Genomic DNA, 22347 nt, shown 5'->3' with positions numbered 1-22347 from the left:
CGGGATGAGACGCAAGGCGTCTTTTGCAGTCAATAGCCGTAGCTATTGACAAGGAAGACAACGCAGCGGATCGCCCGAGACCGCGTTCAGACCACGGCAGGGAGTTTTGCAGAGGGTCCCTAGAAAAAAGGCCAGTTCGTAGCGATACGGGCTGGCCTTTGGTTTTAGCGAGTGCGCTCTGTCAGTTGCGGAACAGATCCAGAATCTTGTTGCGCTCTTCGGCGTTGGGTGGCGGCACCATGGTGCCAGCGGTCGACGCAGGAGAGTCCAGGCCCAGGTTGGGGGCACTGCGTGCGTACTCTTCGTACAGCCAGTCGCCACCAGTGTTGACGAGGCCGCTGGGCGGCGTCATCTTGGCCACGGGCACATCCTTGAGCGCGTGCTGCATGTAGTTGATCCAGATCGGCAGGCTCAGGCCGCCACCATATTCGCGGGCGCCCAGGCTGCGGGGGTTGTCATAACCCATCCAGACGACGGCAGCATTGGTGGGCTGGAAGCCCGCAAACCAGGCATCTACCGAATCATTGGTGGTGCCGGTCTTGCCATAGATGTCCGGGCGCTTGAGCTGGGCCTGGGCCTTGGCGGCGGTGCCGTAGCGGGCGACATCCTGCAGCAGCGAATCCATCACAAAGGCATTGCGCGCGTCGATGGCGCGGGGCAACTCTTCGACGGCAGGTGGCGCGAACTCGGACAGTACATTGCCCCGGTGATCGGTGATTTTGGCAATCAGATAAGGATTGACCCGGTGCCCGCCATTGGCGAACACCGAATAGGCTGCAGCCATTTGCATGGGCGTGACGGAGCCGGCGCCCAAGGCCATGGGCAGGTAAGGCGGCTGCTTGTCGGCATCAAAGCCAAACTTGGTCACCCATTCCTGGGCCTTCTTGGGGCCGACGGATTGCATCACGCGGATGGTCACCAGATTCTTGGAGCGTGCCAGCGCCTGGCGCATGGTCATCGGGCCATCAAAGCGGCCGTCGGAGTTTTTGGGCTCCCAGGGCTGTTGGCCGGCGGAGCCCGGGAAGCTCAGCGGCGCGTCATTGATGACGGTAGTGGGCGAGAAGCCCTTCTCCAACGCGGCCGAATAGATAAACGGCTTGAAGCTGGAGCCCGGCTGGCGCCAGGCCTGGGTCACATGGTTGAACTTGTTCTTGTCAAAATCAAAGCCACCGACCAGCGCCTTGATGGCACCGCTGCGCGGGTCCAGTGAGACAAAGGCGCCTTCCACCTCGGGCAGCTGGGTGAGCTCCCAGGTCTTTTTGGCTGTTTCCATGATGCGCACCACGGCGCCCGGGCGCAGTTTGGTGTTGGGCGGGGCCTTGTCGCTCAGGCCCGATTGCACCGGTTTGAGGCCATCGCCGGTGATCTCGATCGGATCGCCATCGGCGCGGATGACCACCACCTTGCGTGGCGCTGCCTCGAGCACCACGGCGGACAGGATGTTGCCGTTGTCCGAGTGCTGGGCGAGCACTTCGTCGATGGCCTCATCACGCTCCTGGCCGGCGGCCGGCAGGGTGATGAATTTCTCAGGGCCGCGGTAGTGCTGGCGCTTTTCATAGTCCATGATGCCTTTGCGCAGTGCATCGTAGGCGGTTTCCTGGTCGCTGGCGATCAGGGTGGTGTAGACGTTGAGGCCTCGGGTATAGGCTTCGCTGCCGTACTGGGCAAAGATCAGCTGGCGCGCCATTTCGGCCACGTACTCGGCATGCACCCGATTGTCCGCATAGCTGGACCGGATCTTCAGCGGTTCCTCGCGCGCCTGGCTGGCCTGGGCGGGCGTGATGAAGTGGTTCTCCTCCATCCGGTCAATGATGTAGAGCTGGCGAATGCGGGCGCGCTTGGGGTTGCTGATGGGGTTGTAGGCCGAAGGTGCCTTGGGCAGGCCCGCCAGCATGGCAGCTTCTGCCACCGTGACATCCTTGAGCGGTTTGCCAAAGTAGGTCTCTGCAGCCGCCGAGAAGCCATAAGCACGGTTACCTAAATAGATCTGGTTCATATAGATTTCCAGAATCTGATTCTTGCTCAGGGCGTGCTCCAGCTTGAGGGTCAGTAGGATCTCATATATCTTGCGGGTATAGGTTTTTTCAGATGATAGATAGACATTGCGGGCCACCTGCATCGTGATCGTCGAAGCACCCTGGGCCTTTTCGCGTCCCAGGTTGGCGAGCAACGCACGCGCCATGCCCTTGTAGTCCACACCGCTGTGTTCAAAAAAGCGCGTGTCCTCGATGGCCAGTACCGCGTCCACCATCACCTTGGGAATTTCGCCGATCGGCGTCAAATTGCGGCGTTCTTCGCCAAATTCACCCAGCAAAGCGCCTTCGGAGGAGTAGACGCGCATCGGCAGCTTGGGACGGTAGTCGGCCAGTTCCGACACATCGGGCAGATTGGGGTAGGCCATGGCCAAGCCCACGGCGATGACCGCAGCACCGGCAATGCCGCCCGCAACCAGCAAGGCCAGCAACCAGCCAAAGAACTTCAGCATCTTGGTGGTGAAGCGCGATGGTTTGGGTTGCTTGGGAGACTTGGCGGGAGATTTCTCAGGCGTTCTGCGCGAGATCGGAGCGTCTGGATTCATGGGGTCAGACCGTCGAGAGGAGCTTGCATAAGCAGCGGATGCTATCACGCGGCCGCTTTGCATGGGGTTCGCGCCGGTTTTGATTTAGCTTGTGACAAATGTCATGCTGCGTCCAATGTATCCCTTGTATCGTATTGTTTTGACAACGAATTGGCTCTGGGTGCAGGCGGTTCTTTGCTGCACGACTATCTTGCTGATAGCATTCATAGGGGGTGTTAAGTTTTGTAGCTCAATATAGAGCAAATTAGGGAGGAGCCCATCTTGGTCTCAATGGGATCTTTGTTCCGACGCCAGCCGTCTAGCCTCTTGGGGATAGATGTGAGCGCGTCGAGCATCAAGTTGGTAGAACTGGGGAGGAGTGGCAGCGGTCAATACATTGTTGAGCGCTGTGCACAAGAGCTGCTGGAGCCTGGCTGGGTGACTGAGTCAGGCATTGAGCGCTTTGACGAGGTGGCCGATTCCTTGCGCCGCCTGGTCAAAAAAAGTGGGACGCGCACCAAGCAAGCAGCGCTGGCTTTGCCGCTTTCCGCCGTGATTCAAAAGAAAATCGTGCTGCCATCGGGGCTCTCGGAGCTGGAGATGGAGTTTCAAGTTGAATCAGAAGCTAACCAATACATACCATTTTCCCTCGACGAGGTGAACTTGGACTTCTACGTTATCGGCCCCTCTGCCAACTCGGTAGGCGATGTCGATGTGCTGATCGCGGCCGCGCGCAAGGAAACCGTGCAAGACCGCCAAGGTCTGGCCGAGGCGGCTGGACTCAAGCCGGTGGTGCTGGAGATCGAATCCAATGCCACGGCACTGGCAGCACGGCGCCTGATCGGTAATATGCCCAGCAAGGGCAAGGACGCATTTATCGCCATCTTCGAGATTGGCGGCAGTGCGTCTTTCCTGCAGATCATCCACAACAATCAGGTGATCTATGAGCGTGACCAGTCCTTCAATGGCGGTCAGCTCACCCAGATGATCATGCGCCAGTATGGCTTCTCGCAAGAAGAAGCCGAGCAGAAAAAGCGCGGCAATGACCTCCCCGCAGACTACAAGCAAGTGGTGCTGCGCCCCTTTGTGGAAAGCATCGGGCAGGAGATCAACCGCGCTTTGCAGTTCTTCTTCACCAGCACCCCGCACAACCGCATTGACCACATCCTGCTGGCCGGCGGCTCGGCCGTGCTCAGCGGCCTGACAGATGCCGTGATTGATGCCACCGGCTTTGCCGCGTCGGCCGCCAATCCGTTTGAAGACATGGTGATGGATGCGGCGGTGCGCTCGCGCAGCAAAAGCAAGGACTTCACCACCTATCTTACGGCCTGTGGTCTGGCGCTGCGGAGGTATGCAGCATGATCTTGATCAATCTGCTTCCGCACCGCGAAGCGGCGCGCAAAAAGCGCAAAGAGAGTTTCCAGGCATCGATGGTGGCCGCTGCCCTGGTGGGTGCGTTGGCCTGTGGCGCTGTCTACATGTTCTACCAGTACAAGATTGACCTGCAGGCGGGGCGCAACGCGCTGCTGACCCGTGAGATCAAGGCGCTGGATGTGAAGATCGCCGATGTGGCCAAGATCGACGCAGAGATTGCCGCGCTGAAGGCGCGGCAAAAGGCCGTGGAGGACTTGCAGTCCGACCGCAACCTGCCGGTGCATTTGCTCAATGAGCTGGTGCTGCAGCTGCCCGATGGCGTCTATATCGAGAGCCTCAAGCAGCAAGAGCAGACCGTGCAGATCCAGGGCATTGCCCAATCGAACGAGCGCGTGTCCGAACTGCTCAACAGCCTGGCGACCAAGACGCCCTGGCTGTCCAAGCCCGAGCTGGTCGAGGTGGTCGGTACGACCACCCAGATCAATGCCAAGGAGAGAAAACGGGTCGCGGGATTCAACCTGCGTTTTGGACTGGTGCGCTCCAGCGATGTGGAGCAGCAGGCCAACAACGCGCAAGGTCTGAAAAAGTAAGGGCGACCATGGCAACGAAAAAGAACATACAAGCGGGAGAGGCGCTGAAAGGCTTTCAGCGCCAATTTCAGAACCTGGACCCCAAGGATCCATCGGTTTGGCCGGCTGCACCGCGTGCAGTCCTTTTGGTTTTTATTGCAGCCTTAGTGATTGGCTTGGGCTGGTATGCCTATTTGAGCAACTTTGAAGATGAGCTGACCGCTTCGCAGGCGCAAGAGCTCAAGCTCAAGGAGGACTACAAGACGCGCATGCGCAAGGCAGTCAATCTGGATGCACTGCGCAAACAGCGTGAACAGGTCTTGCAGTACGTGACCCAGCTGGAGAAGCAGCTTCCCAGCAAGGCGGAAATGGCGGCCCTGCTATCCGATATCAACCAGGCGGGCATTGGCCGCAGCCTGCAGTTTGACCTGTTCAAGCCAGGCCAGACGGTGGTGAGGGACTACTACGCCGAGTTGCCGATTACCTTGAAGGTCAATGGCAAGTACCACGACATCGGCTTTTTTGCGGCGGACGTGGCTAACCTTTCGCGGATCGTGACTTTGAACAATATCGCTTTGGCGCCGGCCAACAAGGACAGCGCTACGTTGGCTTTGAATGCCACCGCCAGAACCTTCCGCTATTTGGATCCGCAAGAACTCCAAGAGCAGCAAGCTGCGAAGTCCAAACAAAAAGGGAAGAAGTAGGGTGGGATATGCATACTTTGTCTAAATGGATAGGGGCTGCGCTGGCGGTGTCGCTGCTCGCAGCCTGCAGCGACGAAGGCGATGACCTGCAGCAGTGGATGCAGCAGGAGCAGGCGAGCACCCGCCCTTCGGTCAAGCCAATCACAGCACCCAAGGAGTTTGTGCCACAGGGCTACCTGGCCAGTGCCACGCTCGACCCGTTCAGCAAGGAGCGCTTGGCCGCGTTGTTGGGCGGCAGTGCGAGTGCGCCTGCGACCATCTCCGACGCGCTGGTGGCGCCTGAGCGGGCACGGCGCAAAGAGCAGCTGGAGTCCTTGCCGCTCGACACCATTTCCATGGTGGGCTTCTTGAAAAAAGGCGCGCAGGACGTCGCCCTGGTCAAAGCCGATAGCCTGATCTACCAGGTCAGCAAAGGCATGTACATGGGCCAGAACTACGGAAAGATAAAAAGCATCAGCGACAGCGCGATCACCCTGCGGGAGATTGTGCAAGATGGTGTGGGTGAATGGATAGAGAGAGATGCAGTGCTTGAGCTGCAGGAGGCCAAAAAATGAAGAAATTCAGCGTACTAATCCCTTTGATGGCCATGCTGCTGCCATCCTGGGCGCTGGCGCAAGGGCGTATCAACAAGGTGTCGACCCTGGTGCGTGATGGCGTTGAGCTGGTCAAGATCGAGACTGACGGCGCGCCGCTGGTCTTGCCCGAGACCTTCAGCATCCAATCGCCCGCACGCGTGGTGCTGGACCTGCCAGGATTCAAAAGCGCCATGCCGAGCAATCGGGTGGAGCTCAACCAGGGCAATCTGCGCTCCTTGAATGTTGTGGAAACCGACACCAAGGCCCGTGTGGTGCTGAACCTGAAGGAAAGCACCAGCTACAAGACCGAGATCAGCGGCAGTGACCTGCTGGTGGCGCTGGAGCCTGCCGCCAAGGCCGTGCCTAGCGCCAATGCGCAAAACACGCAGTTTGCCGAAGATGGCAACAACTATTCGCAGCCCCTGTCCGACCTGGATTTCCGCCGGGGCTCCGATGGGGCAGGGCGTTTGGTCATCAGCTTGCCCAATAACAAGGTGGGCGTGAATATCTCCAAACAGGGCGATGGCCTGACCTTGGAGCTGCAGCACACCTTGCTGCCTGAAGCCCTGCGCCGCAAGCTGGATGTGGCCGACTTCGGCACGCCCGTCGGCATGATCTCGGCGCGCCAAGCCGGCAGCACCGTCTTTGTGCAGCTGAAAAATACCGGTGAGTGGGAGCACAGCGCCTACCAGAGCGACAACCAGTTTGTGGTCGAAGTGCGCCAGCGCAAGACCGACCCGAACAAGCTGGGATCTTCCGGTAGCTTCACCGGCGAAAAGCTTTCGCTGAGCTTCCAGAACATCGAGGTGCGCTCCCTCTTGCAGGTGATTGCAGATTTCACCAACTTCAATATCGTCACTTCAGACACCGTCAATGGTGCGCTGACCTTGCGATTGAAGGATGTTCCCTGGGACCAGGCCTTGCAGATCATTCTGGACGCGAAGGGTTTGGGCATGCGCAAGTCCGGCACCGTGCTGTGGATTGCGCCCAAAGACGAAATTGACGAACGCATCCAGAAGGACTTCGATGCGGTTGCCAAGCTCGAGGAAAAGGTCCCTCTGCAAACCCAGGCTTTCCAGCTCAACTACGCCAAGGCGACGGAGCTGCTCAAGCAGATTACGACCACTTCTGGTAGCGGTGGTGGTACTGGCGGCACCCAAAGTCGCTTTCTGACGGCGCGCGGGTCGGCCATTGCTGAGCCCCGTACCAACCAGTTGTTTGTGACGGATATTCCTGCCAAGCTGGAGGAACTGCGACGCTTGTTGGTGACCTTGGACATCCCTGTGCGCCAGGTGCTGATCGAAGCGCGGATTGTCGAGGCCCGAGATACTTTTGGTCGTGCACTGGGTGTGCGTCTGGGTGGCGGTGACATGCGCGCTGCCAGTGGCGGCGATGGCGGCTACAGCGTCGGCGGTGGCAACCGGGTGGGCTTTGGCACCAGTTATGACAATGCGGTGGGCACCACGGGTATGGGTGGTACCAACACCTCTACCGGCAATTTTGTCAATTTGCCTGCGGTGCTTTCCACCGGTGGCGGCAGTGGCTCCTTTGCACTGTCCATTTTCAACTCAGCCGCCAATCGTTTCTTGGCGTTGGAGTTGTCGGCGATGGAAGCGGACGGCAAGGGGAAGATTGTCTCGAGTCCGCGCCTGATTACAGCGGACCAGACCAAGGCGCTGATCGAACAGGGCACGGAAATTCCTTACTCTAGCTCGGCCCAGAATGGTGCCACTACCGTCGAATTCAAGAAAGCGGTGCTGAAGCTGGAAGTGGTGCCCCAAATCACGCCCGAAGGCAGCATCATTTTGGACCTGGATGTCTCCAAGGATTCCCAAGGTGCCAATACGACAGCAGGTCCGGCCATCGATACGAAGCACATCAAGACCCAGGTCTTGGTGGAGAATGGCGGGACCGTGGTGATTGGCGGCATTTTCGAGCTTTCGGAGACATCGACCACCAATAAAATTCCTTTGTTGGGCGATGTCCCAGTGCTGGGCAACCTGTTCAAGAGCAATGTTCGAGAATCGGAAAAGCGCGAAATGCTGGTGTTCATTACGCCGAAGATGATTTCTGACCGCGGTGAAATGCGTTAATTAAGATAGACAGGGAGAGTTATGAGAAATTTGTTGAAGCCCTTGGTGCTGGTTGCGCCGCTGTTGTTGGCGGCCTGCGGTGGTGGTGGTGGCAGCGGCGGTGAGTCGCAGCTGCAGTACAGCATCAAGCTGACGGCCGCCAAGACAACGGTGCCGGTGAATGTGGCTGCGAGCTTGCCGGGCTATGGGAATGGCGACTACTACCCCTATATGTCCACCCTCTACATCCAGGCCAATGCGGGCGGCAGCCCCATTCCTAACCAGGCGGATGGTGCCTTCTCCTGCAACATCACCTCCGGACTGGACTCCGGTGGTCTGTATTACCTGGATGGTGATGACGCCCACACGCAGGATGTCACCATCAATGGCGAGACGGTCAAAGTGCCAGGCTCCTACCGCAGCATCACCCTGGGATCCAATGCCGGTGGTGCTTCCTTCCACATCATCTCGCACGACATCGCCGGTGAAGTAGCCGTGCAGTGCAGCGTGACTGATCCGCGCGACAGCAAGGTCTACACTGACCGTGCGACCATCAAGGTAGGCGGCGGCAGCACGGCAACGCCTGCAACGGTCACCTTGACCAAGCAGACCGCCTATGTCGGCTCGCGTGACAACCTGAATAACATCCCCAACAGCGTGGTGGTGCAGGCTATCCTCAAAAACGACAATGACCAGCCAGTAAGCAGCGCCGGAAATGCTAACCTGCAGGTCAGCATTGTGCCCAACGCCGCCTCCGATGGCGCCAAGCTGTTGGCCAACGGCCAGACCAACGGCGGCTCCATGCAGATCAATACCGTCAACGGTGTGGGTCAGTTCTCGGTAGCCAGCGGCCCAGCATCTGGCTCCCTGTTGCTGCGTTTGACCGTGGACCGCGCTGACAACGATGTGTCCAACGGTATTCAGGATCCCATCACGCAATACGCTGTGATTCCTGTTGTGCATGCGATTGCGTCCACCCCGCTGAGCATTCCCGAATCGGAATTGGCGCAGACCGTTCAGAACGCTGAGCCTTATGTTCATGCTTTGATTGCTGAAGGTGGTGTGGCTCCGTTCCTGTGGTCTACGACCTCGATTCTGCCCACCGGTTTGCGTCTGAGCTCCGATGGCCTCATCTCGGGTACGCCGAATGTCAAGGGCCCTGGCCAGTACACCGTGGTGCTCAATGTGCGTGACGCCAATGGCGCCACCACGCGCCAGACCTTGGTGCTGACCATTGTGGGCAACCTGCCTGACAATCCTGTTGCCTTCACCATTAACGGTTGTACCGGTTCGTCGGCATCGCCTTGCGAAATCGCATCGATGGATGTAGGTACCTCTTACACCTACTCCTTCTCAGCCACTGGTGACAATGTGACTTGGGTTCTGGAAGGTGCACCTGCTTGGATGCAATTGGTGGGCCAAGGCTCGACCGGCCGTGTTGCCTCCGGCTCGCCACTGACCTGCGCGCAAGTAGCGACCTACCGCATGTTTGTGACTGCGAAGAACTCGGCCAACTCGGTGACCCGCGAAGTGACCTTCCGCATCACGGACACTGAGGACACTTGCACACCAGCTACACCAACGACGCCCGAAACGACGCCGTGATCAATCAGCTGTAGACCTACCAGGGTCTAGCCCAAAAAACCTCCGGCGCGCCGGAGGTTTTTTTATGCCCGCCATTGCCGCTATCATGTGCAGTCCGTTTTCAGGATGTAGCGCGATGGCACCTTCCGTGTGTTTGATTGGGCTGCCCGGCAGTGGGAAATCCACCATTGGTCGGCAGCTGGCACGCCTTTGGGGTGTGGATTTTGTTGACTCCGACCATGTGATCGAGGCGCAGCTGGGCTGCTCGATCAAGGAGTATTTCTCGGCCCATGGCGAGCAGGCCTTCCGCGATGTGGAGGCCCAGGTGATTGCGACCTTGGCGACACGTGAGCGGGCCTGCATTCTGTCCACTGGTGGCGGTGCGGTGCTGCGGCCCGAGAACCGCGCGGTGCTGCATGCCCACACAACGGTGTTTTACCTGCAATCCAGCCCGGAAGACATCGCCCGGCGCCTGCGCAACGATACCGGCCGCCCCCTGCTGCAAGGCGATGACACGCTCAAGCGCCTCAAGGACCTGCTGGCCGTACGCGCCGCCTTGTATGAAGAGACGGCGCACTACCGCATCGACACCTTGCGCTGCGGCACCGGCCAGGTCATGCGCAAGGTCAGCATGCAGGCCGAGCTGGCTGGCCTGGTGCCGGAGCTATCGCCTACAAGCGCAGGCTCTGCAGCAAGTCCCCGATAATAGGCCGGCGACACCGTACAACTTCCCGACGCAAACACCTGTGACCGACACTGTTCATATTGATCTGGGCGACCGCTCCTACCCCATCCTGATTGCATCTGGCTTGCTCGCCCAAGCGGAGACATTCGCGCATTGCCCCAAGGCCTCGCAGGCGCTGATCGTCAGCAACGACACGGTGGCGCCGCTCTACGCCCGTCAGCTGCAGGCCGCGCTGGCACCCCACTACCCCAAGGTGGAACTGGTGGTGTTGCCTGATGGTGAGGCGCACAAAAACTGGACGACCTTGCAAGGCATTTTTGATGCGCTGATGCACAACGGCGCCGATCGCAAAACAGTGCTGTTTGCGCTGGGTGGCGGGGTTGTCGGCGATATGACCGGCTTTGCCGCTGCCAGCTTTATGCGCGGCGTGCCCTTTGTGCAGGTGCCCACCACCTTGCTGTCGCAGGTGGATTCTTCTGTCGGCGGCAAAACCGGCATCAACCATCCGCTGGGCAAGAACATGATCGGCGCCTTCTACCAGCCGCAGCTGGTGGTCTGTGACCTGGACAGCTTTGACACCTTGCCCGCGCGCGAGTTGAGCGCCGGCCTGGCCGAAGTTATCAAGTACGGCCCGATTGCCGATATGGCGTTTATGGATTGGCTGGAGGCCGAGATGCCTGCGCTGATCGCCGGCGACAAGCGGGCGCTGGCCCATGCCGTGCGCCGCAGCTGTGAGATCAAGGCCGATGTGGTGTCCAAGGACGAGCGCGAGGCAGACCTGCGCGCCATTCTGAATTTTGGCCATACCTTTGGCCATGCGATCGAGGCCGGCATGGGCTACGGCGTCTGGTTGCATGGCGAAGGCGTGGGGGCCGGCATGGTGATGGCCGCCGAGCTGTCCCAGCGTCTGGGCCTGGTGGATGCCGCTTTTGTGCAGCGCCTGCGCCAGCTGATTGCCCGTGCGGGCCTGCCAGTGCGCGGCGCCATTTTGGATGCCGATGACAACGCCGGTCGCTACCTGGAACTGATGCGGCACGACAAGAAATCCCAGGCCGGTGCGATCCGCTTTGTGCTGATCGATGGACCCGGCAAGGCCGTGGTGCGCGAGGCGCCGGATGCACTGGTACGCGAGGTCATCGACCTTTGCTGCGCCGAGCCTGCGCAGGCCTGATGGCATGGACATGCATGCGCCCTTGATGCAGCCGGCCGAGCCCCAGCAGATCTGGACCGAGCTGGGCCTCGCGCCCTATGCCTGCTTCTCGCACCGCAGCCAGGGCCGTCTGCATGCACAAGAGGCGGCGCCCACGCGCAGCGCCTTCCAGCGTGACCGTGACCGGATTGTTCACTCCACCGCGTTTCGCCGCTTGGTTTACAAAACCCAGGTCTTTTTGAACCACGAGGGCGACCTGTTCCGCACCCGCCTCACGCATTCCATCGAGGTGGCGCAGCTGGGCCGCTCGGTGGCCCGGGCGCTGCGCATCAATGAAGACCTGACCGAAGCCATCTGCCTCGCGCACGATCTAGGCCACACGCCCTTTGGCCATGCAGGCCAGGATGTGCTCAATGACTGCATGCAGGACTTTGGCGGCTTTGAGCACAATATGCAGAGCCTGCGTGTGGTCGATACGCTGGAAGAACGCTACCCCGATTACAGCGGTCTGAATCTCTGCTTTGAGACCCGCGAAGGAATCCTCAAACACTGCTCCGCCCGGCATGCCCGGCTGCTGGAGCAGCGCGAGCCCGGCGGCGTAGGTCAGCGTTTTCTGCTGGGCCGGCAACCCGGCTTGGAAGCCCAGCTGGCCAATCTGGCCGATGAGATTGCCTACAACGCCCACGATGCCGATGACGGCGTGCGCTCGGGCCTCATCAGCCTGGAACAGTTGCTGGAGATACCGCTGTTTGCCCGCTATGCGCAGCAAGCGCTGGCCGAATACCCGCAGCTGCAAGAGCCGCAGTGGCGGCGCAAATGGCTGTACGAGGCCACGCGCCGCATGCTCAGCGAGCAGATTTACGACGTGATCCGCCACACCAGCGCCGGCTTGCAGGCTGCGCAGCCAGCCGATGTGGATGCCGTGCGCCAGCTGCCCGCTTTGGTCGGTTTCAGCAGCACGATGGCGGCGGAGTCGGCCGAGCTCAAACGTTTTTTGTTCAAGAATCTGTACCGCCATCCGCAGGTAGTGCGGACCACGGACCAGGCCAAGGTCGTTGTGCGCGAGCTGTTTGCCATCTACCTGGCCGACCCGGCCCAGATGAAGCCGCGCTATGCCAGCCGTGCTGCCGGTCTGGAGCCCGTCGCTTGTGCCCGGGTGGTGGCCGATTTCATCGCCGGCATGACAGACCGCTATGCACTGCGGGAGCATGAGCGCCTGACGGGCCAACGCGTCCTCGTTCCCTGAATACCGGGCTTCTGCATTGCCTACATGGCTTAGCGCAGGCACTGGCCAAGCCAGCCTCGCTACAATGGCAGGCCCAGCGTCAGCCTCTGCCCGCCCGTGGCCCCGCGCCGCCATGGCGCCCAGCGCCCACCCCTTTGCAGGGTAAGGGCCCGCAGACCGCCCACGCTGGCCACCGATAACTCCACCAGAAAGCCCCACGATGACCGATACCCATGCTGCGCCCGCGTCTGCGGATGAGCCCCTGCACGAGATGGTGATTGCCGACACCGTGAACTGGCTGGAAAAGGCCGTTATCGGCTTGAACCTCTGCCCCTTTGCCAAGGGCGTGCATGTCAAGGACCAGATCCACTATGTGGTGAGCGATGCGCAGGATGCCGAAACGGTGGCGCATGATCTGCACCGCGAGCTGGAAGCGCTGGCGGAAGCCAACCCGGACAAGCGCGATACCACCTTGCTGATCCTGCCGCAGGCGCTGCATGACTTTCTGGATTTCAATGATTTCCTCGAAATCGCCGACGAAATGATCGATGAGCTGGACCTGGGCGGCATCTTGCAGGTGGCCTCGTTCCACCCGCTGTTCCAGTTCGAGGGCACCACCGTCGATGATGTGACCAACTGCACCAACCGCGCGCCATACCCCATCCTGCACCTGCTGCGCGAAGAAAGCATCGACAAGGCGGTAGAAGCCTTCCCCGAAGCGGATGCGATCTACGAAAAGAACATGGAAACGCTGGATGCGCTGGGCCTCGAAGGCTGGCTGGACCTGGGCGTGGGCCCGCGTTGCCCCTTCCCACACCAAGCCGCTGCTGGCGACAAGGCCAAGGAATGAAGACGATGAAAGCACCGCGCGCCGCAGGGCGTAGCACCCCCAAGCCCGCCGCCCCCGATGTCGCTCAGCAGCTGGAGCTCAAGCCCGGCCAGTCGATCGACCTGCTCAAGGCGCTGCACATTCTCACGCGCGATGGCAAGCTCAACCAGGATTCGCGCCGCAAGCTCAAGCAGGTCTACCACCTCTACCAGTTCATCGAGCCCTTGCTGACCGAGCTGGCTGCGCAGGACCACCCGGTCAGCCTCGCCGACCATGGCGCCGGCAAGTCCTACCTGGGTTTTATCCTCTACGACCTGTTCTTCAAGAACCTGGGCCGTGGTCATATCTACGGTATCGAAACCCGTGCGCCGCTGGTCGAGGCCTCGCAGCAGCTGGCGGCCGATCTGGGTTTTGACCGCATGTCGTTCCTCAACATGTCGGTCGCCGATTCCACCCGAACCGATGCCGTGCCCGAGCGCTTTGATGTGGTCACTGCGCTGCATGCCTGCGATACCGCCACCGATGATGCCATCGCCTTTGGTCTGGAAAAGCGGGCCCGCGCCATGGTGCTGGTGCCTTGCTGCCAAGCTGAGGTGGCGGCCTGTCTGCGCCAAAACAAGGCTATGAACCTCGCGCGCACCCCCTTGGCCGAGCTGTGGCGCCACCCCATCCACACCCGCGAAATGGGCAGCCAGATCACCAATGTGCTGCGCTGCCTCTACCTGGAAAGCCAGGGCTACCAGGTCACTGTGACCGAGCTGGTCGGCTGGGAGCACAGCATGAAGAACGAGCTGATCCTCGCCAAATACACCGGCCAGAAAAAACGCGCGGCGGCCGAGCGGCTGCAGCAGCTGCTGGTCGAATTCGGTCTGGACCAGTCTTTGCAACACCGCTACCGCTTGGATTGATTCGCAGTTTGTGCGGGCGTGGCGCGCCTTATAACGCACAAACTTATCGCGTCCATGACAGAGGCGTGACGTCATCGGAGATTCACAAAAATCGCATCGCTGCTTTCTAGACTGGGCCTTCCCTACGGTGGTTCAATAATCTGGAGAGTCGAAGCGATGAGCAAATCCATTTCCGACAAAGTCGTCCGTAACACGGATGGCAACACCCCTTTCAGCACCATTCTTGAAGCGAATATGTCGCGCCGTCTGGTGATGCGCGGCAGCCTGGGCTCGGCCCTGGCGCTGTTTGCCGGTGCCAGCATCTCTGCCTGCGGTGGCGGCAGTGATGGCGATGACGACAAGGCCGTCAAGCTGGGCTTTGCCTCGCTGCCCAATTCGATGACGGATGCCTGCGTGGTGCCCGCAGGCTATGTGGCCTCGGTCATCGGTGCCTGGGGCACGCCGCTCAACGACCAGGCAGCACCCTGGAGCAATGAAGGCCGCAACACCTCGCAAGACCTGCTGCACTCCACCGGCATGCACCATGACGGCATGCACTACTTCCCGCTGGCCGGCAGCTCCAGCGAAGGCCTGCTGGTCGTCAACCACGAGTACATCGACGAAAAGGCTTTGCACCCGAACGGCCCCACCTCGGTCGATGGCAAGCGCCCCGCAGAAGAAGTGCGCAAAGAGGTCAATGCCCATGGCGTCGCTGTGATGCATGTTCGCAAGGAGGGCAGCAAGTGGGAGATCATCCAGAACTCGCGCTACAACCGCCGCTTCACCTCGGCCACGCCGATGAACCTGTCCGGTCCGGTCGCAGGAACCGATTGGGTCAAGACGCCGTTTTCCACCACGGGCAGCCAGGTGCGCGGCACCAACAACAACTGCGGCAATGGCACCACCCCTTGGGGCACGTACATCACGGCCGAAGAAAACTGGGCCGCCTGCTTTGTCAACACCGGCGAGCAAACCGCCGCGCAAAAGCGGGTGGGCGTGCAGGCCAAGCTGGGCCGCTACCAGTGGGAAACGGCCGCCGGCGATGCGAGCGAGCAGCAAGGTGAATTTGCCCGCTTCAACATCACCGCCACTGGCGCCGATGGCCTGCAGGACTGGCGCAACGAGGTCAACGGCTTTGGCTACCTGGTCGAGATCGACCCCTACGACCCCAGCAGCACGGCGACCAAGCGCACCGCCATGGGCCGCTTTGCCCACGAGGGCGCTGCCTACGGCATCCCGGTCGCGGGCAAGCCACTGGCCTTCTACAGCGGCGATGATTCCCGCTTTGAGTACATCTACCGCTTTGTGTCCGAAGCGCTGTGGGACCCCAAGGATGCCGCGCGCAGCGACCGCATCGCCGTGGGCAACAAGTACCTGGACAAGGGCACCTTGTACGTGGCGCGCTTTGATGCCGAAGGCAAGGGCGAATGGCTGGCGCTGACCCCCGCCACCAAGGGCAAGGACGGCCGCAGCCTGGGCGAGGCCTTTGGAAATATCGATGCGATCCTGATCAACACCCGTGGCGCAGCAGACTTTGTGGGTGCCACGCCGATGGACCGCCCTGAGTGGACCGCTGTGCACCCCAGCAATGGCGATGTCTACCTGACCTTGACCAACAACACCAGCCGCAATGCCGAGCGTGGCACCAATGCAGCCAACCCGCGCCTGAACAACGTCAACGGCCATATCGTCCGCTGGCACGACGATGCCGGTGCCAACACCTTCCGTTGGGACATCTTTGTCTTTGGCTCGGATGCCGCCTCCAACGCTGACACCAACCGCTCGGGCCTGACCGAGCTGAACCAGCTCGCCAGCCCCGATGGCATTGCTTTCGATGACCGCGGCATTCTGTGGATCCAAACCGACAACGGCATCGATGGTGGCCGCAACAACGCCGTTGCCAAAGCCACCAACGACCAGATGCTGGCCGTGGTGCCTGGCGCCTTGAAGGATGCCAAGGGCACCGGCCCGGTCATCAATGCCGGCAACCAGGCCGAGCTGCGCCGCTTCTTTGTCGGCCCGAACGAGGCCGAGATCACCGGCTTTGCCTATACCCCTGACCACACCAGCATCTTCCTCAACATCCAGCACCCGGTGAACTGGCCCGCCTATGGCACGGCCGATGCCACCCGCACGCCCGATAGCAAGGTGCGCCCACGCTCCTCGACCGTGGTGATCCAGAAGGCGGACGGCGGCCCGATCGGCGTCTGATCCGCTAGTCACGCTGTATAGAAAAAGCCGCCGGTCCTGGGCTTCCAGGATCGGCGGCTTTGCTTTGCGCTTGGGCTGTGGATTAGCCTGCGGTTGCACCCGAGGTCTTCACCACTTGCTTCCACTTTTCGTTTTCAGCAGCGATGAACTTGCCAAATTCGGCCTGCGATTCGGTCACCACTTCGCCGCCCTGGTCGCCAATTTTTTTGATCACGTCAGGCTTTTGCAACACCTTGATGATGGCGGCATGCAACTTGACCTGCACATCGGCGGGCGTCTTGGTGGGGGCGAACAGGCCAAACCAGGAGGTGGCCTCGTAGCCGGGCACGCCTGCTTCGGCAATGGTCGGCACATCGGGCAGCTCGGGCGAGCGCTTAGCGGTGGTCACCGCCAGCGGGCGCAGCTTGCCAGAACGCACATGCTGAATCGCAGAGGGCATGTTGTCGAACATGATGGCGATCTGGTTGCCCAGCAGGTCGGTCACCGCCGGCGCGCTGCCCTTGTAGGGGATGTGGACCATGTCGACCTTGGCCATCATCTTGAACAGCTCACCCGACAGGTGGATGGAGCTGCCGCTGCCCGAGGAGCCAAAGTTCACCTGGCCGGGGTGGGCCTGGGCGTAGCTGATCAGCTCCTTGACGTTCTTGAAAGGCTGCGCCGGGTTGGCCACCAGCAGGTTGGGAACATTGGCCACGCGGGTCAGCGGTGCAAAGTCCTTGGTGGGGTTGAAAGGCATCTTCTTGTACAGCCATTCATTGATCGCGTGGGTGCCCACGGTGCCCATGAAGATGGTGTAGCCATCAGCGGGCGCACGCGCGGCAAACTGGCCACCGATATTGCCGCCGGCACCGGCGCGGTTGTCGATGATGACCGGCTGGCCCAGCTCCTCGCCCAGCGACTGGCCGACGATGCGGGCCAGGATGTCGGTGGTGCCACCGGCGACAAAGGGCACGACCAGGGTGATGGGCTTGTTGGGGAAGGCCTCAGCCGCATAGGCGGCCGGCATCAGCGCTGCACCCAGGCTGGCAGCGGCGATGGCTTGCAGCACGGTGCGGCGGGCGTTGAGGCGGATGGTGTTCATGGGTTTCTCCAAAGCAAAGTGAAAAGGCTGGCACTTGTTTTGTCAGTGCTTGTTAGGTCTCGCGTGACAGCCGGAGGGGGATGAAAGGGTTGGTCCGCTGCGGCTATGAGCCGCTAACACGGCCCAGCAAACCGCAGGTTTGCGGTTGAGACTAGGCGTCAAGCCGCAGGCAGTACAAACGTACGACAAGGCTTGGCAACGACGTATCAAGGGTTGTGTTGGCGGCGTTCAAGGCCAGAACAGGGAGGAGCCGATATAGATCGCTCCTACGACGAACATCGAGACCACGGTGTAGCCCATGATGTCCTTGAGTTTGAGCTTGGACAGCGCCAGCGCTGGCAGGATCCAGAAAGGCTGCACGAGATCGTTCCAGCCATTGCCCAGCATCACCGACATGGCAGTGTGGGCCTGCGATGCGCCCAGGGTCTTGGCCGCTTCGATCATGAAGGGGCCCTGCAGCACCCAGTGGCCGCCACCGGATGGAGCGAAGAAGTTGATGAAGAAGGAGCTCACCAGGCCCCACAGCGGCAGGGTCTGGGCGGTAGAGAAGCTGACGAACACATGGGCGATCGATTCGACCAGGCCCGATGCATGCATGATTGCCATGATGCCGGCGTAGAACGGGAACTGCAGAATGATGCCGCCAATGGTCTTGACGCCTTCATTGACCTTTTCCACGTACTTCATCGGCGTGCCCAGCAGCAAGATGCCCAGGAACAGGATGAAGAAATTGATCATGTTCAGATCGAGGCTGCCGTTCTGCATGAAGTGCATGACCACAAAAGCCATGCCGGTCAGGCCAATCAGCCCGCTCAGGATGCGGCTGTTGTTCAGGCGGCCGGCAAAGGTCTTTTCATCACCCAACAGGTTGGCAGCCGATGGGCCCTTGGCCTCTTCGTTGCTGGCCAGCTCGGGGCTGATTTCGGTGACTTTCTCGCCGACTTTGGGGTGCATCGCGGCATTGATCAGCGGCAGCACAATCAGCACGGCCAGCGCGGTCAGCAGGATGTGGGGCGAGAAGATGGTTTCGCTCAGCGGGATGATGCCCATCTGCTTTTCAAAGCTGTGGCCCTTGGTGGAGATCAGCACCGGAATGGTGGCCGACAGCCCCAGGCTGTACATCGTAAAGCCCGTATAGGCCGAGGCGATGATCAGCGGGTAGTGCACGCCCTTGACGCGCACAGCCAGCTTCTTGGCCATGATGCCGCCAATCACCAGACCAAAACCCCAGTTCAGGTAGCTGCCCACGCAGCCCACGACGGTGGCCATGATGATGGCGCCGCGCGGTGTGTTCACCAGGGCCGCGATGCGGTTCAGAAAACGGTCCACCACCGGCGCGGCGGCCAGCACATAGCCCATCACCAGAATCACCGCCATCTGGGTGGTAAAGGCCAGCAGGCTCCAAAAGCCCTTGCCCCAGTCCTGCACCACCAGGTTGATGGGCCGGCTCTCCACGGCAAAGGCCAGCACCATGGTGAGCAAGGTGAGCAAGATCGCGAACACAAAGGGGTCGGGCAGATACTTGCGCATCAGCTCGGTGAAAAAAGCGGTGATTTTTGACATCAATGTCTCTTGTTATCAGTGGATGAATCAAAACTGGGCAGACCCGTGGTGGAGGCGGGCATGCCGGGGGGAAAGCGCTAAACCGGGGCCACGCCCACGGTCATGCCGCCGCAGACATAGAGCGTCTGGCCGGTGACAAAACCGCTGCGCGCGTCGAGCATGTAGGCGACGGCATGGGCCACGTCGTCAGGCGTGCCCACGCGCTTGACAGGCACGGACTGGATGATCTTTTGCGTGCGCTCGGCGCCCGGCGGGTTGGCCTTGTCAAACAGCTCGGTACGGATGGGGCCGGGGCCAATCGCATTGGCGGTGATGCCCCATTGGCCCAGCTCCAGCGCCCAGACGCGGGTCATCCCTATTAGGCCGGCCTTGGTGGCGGCATAAGCGGTGCGCAAATCCTTGCCCAGCGCCGCGCGCGAGGACATGTTGACGATGCGGCCAAAGCCCGCCGCTTGCATGCCGGGCAGCAAGGCCTGCATGCACTGGAAGGCGCAGCGCAGGTTCAGCGATACGGCGAGGTCGAATTCGGCCAGGGTCTGGCTCGCAGCATCGTTGGGCACGACGATGCCGACGTTGTTCACGAGGCGGGTAATGGAGCCGCCAGCGAGCGCTTCGTTCAGCGCGCGGGCCGTGTCTTCGGCGCTGCTGAGGTCGGCCTGGATGGCGACAAAGCCCGCCGGCACCTGGTCAATCTGGCGGTCGATGATGACCGGGTCATAGCCATCGGCATGGCAGCGCAGCGCGGCGGCTGCACCAATGCCGGCGCCGCCGCCGGTGATGAGCACGCGGGGGCGTGCGGATGTCGATGGGGTGGATGCGATGGGGTTGGACATAGAGGTCTCGTAAGAGGAAATCACAGGCTGCACTGGCCGGCGACATAGGCCTTGCGCCAGCGCGTGATGCGCACCTCGGCAAACAGCGCAGCCTGGTAGAAGGGGTCGGATTCGATAAAGGCCTGGGCCGCCGCGCGCGTGTCCAGGTCCACCACATAAAGGCCACCGCCCATGTCGCTGCCGTCGTCCTGCAGCTTAGCGCCGCAGGCCAGCAGCAGTGCCGAATTGCTGGCCAGAAAGTCCAGGTGCGCAGGGCGGTGGGCCTGGCGCACGGCCTGATGTTCGGGCTTGTCGAAAGTCTCAATGATGTAGGGCATGGTGGCTCCGGGGTAGGGCGCGGCAGGCAAGCCTGGGGCTGCTGCCGCAGTAAAGCGGTTCTCTGAAGGCCGGTCTCAGACCGTGGCAATCGGGGTGACGGGAGAGGCAATCGCGCCGGGCAGGTTCAGCGGCGGGGCGGTCAGCAGAAAGCGGCTGCGCCCATGGGCACGCAGCCACTGCGCCAGTGGCGTCAGGTGCCAGAGCTCGCCCAGGTGCAGGCCCAGCTTGAACAGGCAGTGCTCATGCAGCGGCAGCGCCGCGCAGCAGTCGGCACCGGGCAAGGCGGGGTGCGCTTCGACGGCATAGTTGTCGGCAGCGATCACGGCGATCTGGCTGTCGCTGATCCACTGCAGCAGCTTCTCGTCGCGGCCATTGAGCACCGCGCAGCTGTTGTTCAGCACCACCGGGTCGGGGTTTTTCTGCATCGCCAGCACGGCCTGGGCAAAGCCGGTGTGCAGACAGAGCATGTCGCCGGGCTCGATCTCCAGCCGGTCGGCCTCGATCACGCGCATCCACGCGTCGTAACCGATGAGGCTGCGGGCATCGCCGTAGTGCGCATGCAGGTCCATCATCACGCCCCGGCCTTGCACGCCGTTCTGTGCCATGCCCTCGATGCCCAGCGCCTTGGCGCAGCTGGTGCTGCCACTGCTTTCGGCCGTGGGCATGCCGGTGTCGCTGACCAGCAGCGGCCCCAGCACATCACGGCCCGCAGCAAAACCGTTGTAGTAGAGCGGCTCGGGCACGCCATCGCCGTTGGCATCGAACAGCTGGCCGGCATGGGCCAGGCCATCCCACTGGGTGGAATACTGCAGCGACAGCACGGCCATGTCGTCGGACAGCACATCGGTGCGGCCGGGCTCCAGGTCGCCAAGCAGGCAGTTGAAGTTGACCAGGCCCTTGCGCTGCAAGGGGCGCAGCACGGGCGGCTTGCGGTTGGGGTTGAGGGCGCTGCCGCCGGGGTAGTCGAGCGGCAGGCTGAGCGAAAAGCGCAGGCCTTCCTGTACCTCGGCAACGCCTTGGCGCACCTTGGCGGCCGTCAGCAGGTTGAGGCGGCCCAGTTGGTCATCGGGGCCGAAGTCGCCCCAGGTCGATCCTGCAGGGCGCTGCTTCCAGCGTGGATGGGCATCGGACATGCTTGTCTCCTTGGTTGAGGAAGGGCTGCAGCGGGCGGTTGTTGTTCTTGGTACCCGTCTGCATGGTTGGAGGCGGTTGCCTCAGTGTTTTTGCAAAAAGCTGCCCAGTGCCAGGTCAAAGGCCTGGGGCACTTCGAGATTGGACAGGTGCGAGGCCGGCACCGTCGCCAGCTCCGAACCGGCAATGACGGCATGCATGGCCTCGGCATCGGCCACCGTGGTAACAGGGTCGGCACTGCCGCCAATCAGCAAAGTAGGGGTCTGGATGCGGGCGATGTCGGCACGCAAGTCTTCCACGGCCAGGGCCTCGCAGCAGCTGGCATAGCCTTCAGGGGCAATGCCGGCAATCCAGGCCTGTGCGGTCTGCACCACCTGCGGTTGGCTGGCGATAAAGCCTTCGGTGAACCAGCGGCTGGGCGATGAATCGGCCAGGGCTTGCATGGCCGCAGCGCCATTGGCACGCACCAGCGCGGCACGGTCGCGCCAGCCGGCTTCGGCGCCAATCTTGGCGGCGCTGTTGGCTACCGTGATGCTGCGCATGCGTGCGCCGGCATGCACGCCCAGCCACAGGCCCGTGAGGCCGCCCATCGAGATACCGCAGAAATGGGCCTGGTCGATGCCCAGACTGTCCAGAATGGCCAGCACATCGCCGCCCAGTTGCGCGAACTGGTAGGGGCCAGGGGTCAGCACGCTGGCGCCGTGGCCCCGGGTGTCATAGCGCAGCACGCGGTACTGGCTGCTGAAGGTGCGTGCCTGGGCATCCCACATGTCCAAGGTGGTGCCCAGCGAGTTGGAGAAAACCAGCACTGGCGCGCCTTCCGGGCCTTGCAGATCGATGTTGAAACGGCCGGTCGCTGTCGTGATTTGTTGTGTTGCCATGGCGTTCTGTCCTTCAAAATTGCCCCTGCATCGCTGCGCGGGCGTGGCTGCGCCAAGGTGGCCGAGGCAGCAGCACTGGTGTTTTTGGGGGGGAGGGTGTCGGGAGATGCGGGGCAAG

19 protein-coding genes are annotated in these 22347 nt (G+C 61.5%); 12 read left to right on the top strand and 7 right to left on the bottom strand.

Annotation, left to right across the window (positions count from 1 at the left end; translation table 11 throughout):
* Positions 1-181 precede the first annotated feature (181 nt).
* Positions 182-2485: a penicillin-binding protein 1A gene (locus HS961_RS21625; RefSeq protein WP_182328371.1), complete on the bottom strand. Its 2304-nt coding sequence runs from the start codon at positions 2483-2485 to the stop codon at positions 182-184.
* A 354-nt stretch (positions 2486-2839) separates the two neighbouring features.
* Here HS961_RS21625 and HS961_RS21620 point away from each other — a divergent pair, with 354 nt between their 5' ends.
* The 12 genes from HS961_RS21620 to HS961_RS21565 all read left to right on the top strand — a co-directional run bounded on the left by HS961_RS21620 (position 2840) and on the right by HS961_RS21565 (position 16422).
* On the top strand, positions 2840-3919 hold the full coding sequence (locus HS961_RS21620) for a pilus assembly protein PilM (protein WP_238347696.1): 1080 nt from the start codon (positions 2840-2842) through the stop codon (positions 3917-3919).
* Complete coding sequence (locus HS961_RS21615) at positions 3916-4521, top strand: PilN domain-containing protein (RefSeq protein ID WP_182325492.1); 606 nt, start codon at positions 3916-3918, stop codon at positions 4519-4521. The genes HS961_RS21620 and HS961_RS21615 overlap by 4 nt, the downstream gene beginning before the upstream one ends.
* Positions 4522-4529: 8 nt before the next feature.
* Entirely contained in the window at positions 4530-5204 is a 675-nt protein-coding gene (locus HS961_RS21610) for a type 4a pilus biogenesis protein PilO (protein WP_182325491.1), read from the top strand.
* 8 nt (positions 5205-5212) lie between these two features.
* Entirely contained in the window at positions 5213-5758 is a 546-nt protein-coding gene (locus tag HS961_RS21605; RefSeq protein ID WP_182325490.1) for a pilus assembly protein PilP, read from the top strand.
* Positions 5755-7872 (top strand): type IV pilus secretin PilQ, encoded by a 2118-nt coding sequence (gene pilQ / locus HS961_RS21600; RefSeq protein WP_182325489.1) that lies wholly within the window; start codon positions 5755-5757, stop codon positions 7870-7872. Before HS961_RS21605 ends, pilQ begins: the two co-directional genes overlap by 4 nt.
* Positions 7873-7893: 21 nt before the next feature.
* Positions 7894-9456 carry an Ig domain-containing protein gene (locus HS961_RS21595; RefSeq protein WP_182325488.1) on the top strand — a complete coding sequence of 521 codons (1563 nt, stop codon included), beginning with the start codon at positions 7894-7896 and terminating at the stop codon, positions 9454-9456.
* Between the two features lie 115 nt (positions 9457-9571).
* A complete protein-coding gene (locus tag HS961_RS21590; protein WP_182325487.1) occupies positions 9572-10141 on the top strand; it encodes a shikimate kinase in 570 nt (189 codons plus the stop codon).
* 40 nt (positions 10142-10181) lie between these two features.
* Complete coding sequence (gene aroB / locus HS961_RS21585) at positions 10182-11291, top strand: 3-dehydroquinate synthase (RefSeq protein ID WP_182325486.1); 1110 nt, start codon at positions 10182-10184, stop codon at positions 11289-11291.
* A 10-nt stretch (positions 11292-11301) separates the two neighbouring features.
* Positions 11302-12516: a deoxyguanosinetriphosphate triphosphohydrolase gene (locus HS961_RS21580; RefSeq protein ID WP_182325485.1), complete on the top strand. Its 1215-nt coding sequence runs from the start codon at positions 11302-11304 to the stop codon at positions 12514-12516.
* Positions 12517-12715: 199 nt separating this feature from the next.
* Positions 12716-13345 (top strand): DUF1415 domain-containing protein, encoded by a 630-nt coding sequence (locus tag HS961_RS21575; RefSeq protein WP_182325484.1) that lies wholly within the window; start codon positions 12716-12718, stop codon positions 13343-13345.
* Positions 13346-13350: 5 nt separating this feature from the next.
* Positions 13351-14232 carry a class I SAM-dependent methyltransferase gene (locus HS961_RS21570; protein ID WP_182325483.1) on the top strand — a complete coding sequence of 294 codons (882 nt, stop codon included), beginning with the start codon at positions 13351-13353 and terminating at the stop codon, positions 14230-14232.
* A gap of 156 nt (positions 14233-14388) precedes the next feature.
* Positions 14389-16422 carry a PhoX family protein gene (locus HS961_RS21565; protein ID WP_182325482.1) on the top strand — a complete coding sequence of 678 codons (2034 nt, stop codon included), beginning with the start codon at positions 14389-14391 and terminating at the stop codon, positions 16420-16422.
* An 82-nt stretch (positions 16423-16504) separates the two neighbouring features.
* On the opposite strand, the gene HS961_RS21560 is transcribed toward HS961_RS21565, so the two are convergent.
* The 6 genes from HS961_RS21560 to pcaD form a co-directional block, all read right to left on the bottom strand.
* Complete coding sequence (locus HS961_RS21560; RefSeq protein ID WP_182325481.1) at positions 16505-17503, bottom strand: Bug family tripartite tricarboxylate transporter substrate binding protein; 999 nt, start codon at positions 17501-17503, stop codon at positions 16505-16507.
* A 228-nt stretch (positions 17504-17731) separates the two neighbouring features.
* Entirely contained in the window at positions 17732-19066 is a 1335-nt protein-coding gene (locus tag HS961_RS21555) for a short-chain fatty acid transporter (RefSeq protein ID WP_182325480.1), read from the bottom strand.
* A 77-nt stretch (positions 19067-19143) separates the two neighbouring features.
* Complete coding sequence (locus HS961_RS21550) at positions 19144-19899, bottom strand: SDR family NAD(P)-dependent oxidoreductase (protein WP_182325479.1); 756 nt, start codon at positions 19897-19899, stop codon at positions 19144-19146.
* 20 nt (positions 19900-19919) lie between these two features.
* Positions 19920-20216 carry a YciI family protein gene (locus HS961_RS21545; protein WP_182325478.1) on the bottom strand — a complete coding sequence of 99 codons (297 nt, stop codon included), beginning with the start codon at positions 20214-20216 and terminating at the stop codon, positions 19920-19922.
* Between the two features lie 75 nt (positions 20217-20291).
* Complete coding sequence (locus tag HS961_RS21540) at positions 20292-21350, bottom strand: cyclase family protein (RefSeq protein WP_182325477.1); 1059 nt, start codon at positions 21348-21350, stop codon at positions 20292-20294.
* A gap of 81 nt (positions 21351-21431) precedes the next feature.
* A complete protein-coding gene (pcaD, locus tag HS961_RS21535) occupies positions 21432-22229 on the bottom strand; it encodes a 3-oxoadipate enol-lactonase (protein ID WP_182325476.1) in 798 nt (265 codons plus the stop codon).
* Between the last annotated feature and the right edge of the window lie 118 nt (positions 22230-22347).

This window comes from Comamonas piscis (assembly GCF_014109725.1).
In the GTDB taxonomy this organism is placed as follows: domain Bacteria; phylum Pseudomonadota; class Gammaproteobacteria; order Burkholderiales; family Burkholderiaceae_C; genus Comamonas; species Comamonas piscis.
The sequence above is the reverse complement of the archived record's forward strand: the minus strand, read 5'-3'. Positions and strand labels throughout refer to the sequence as shown.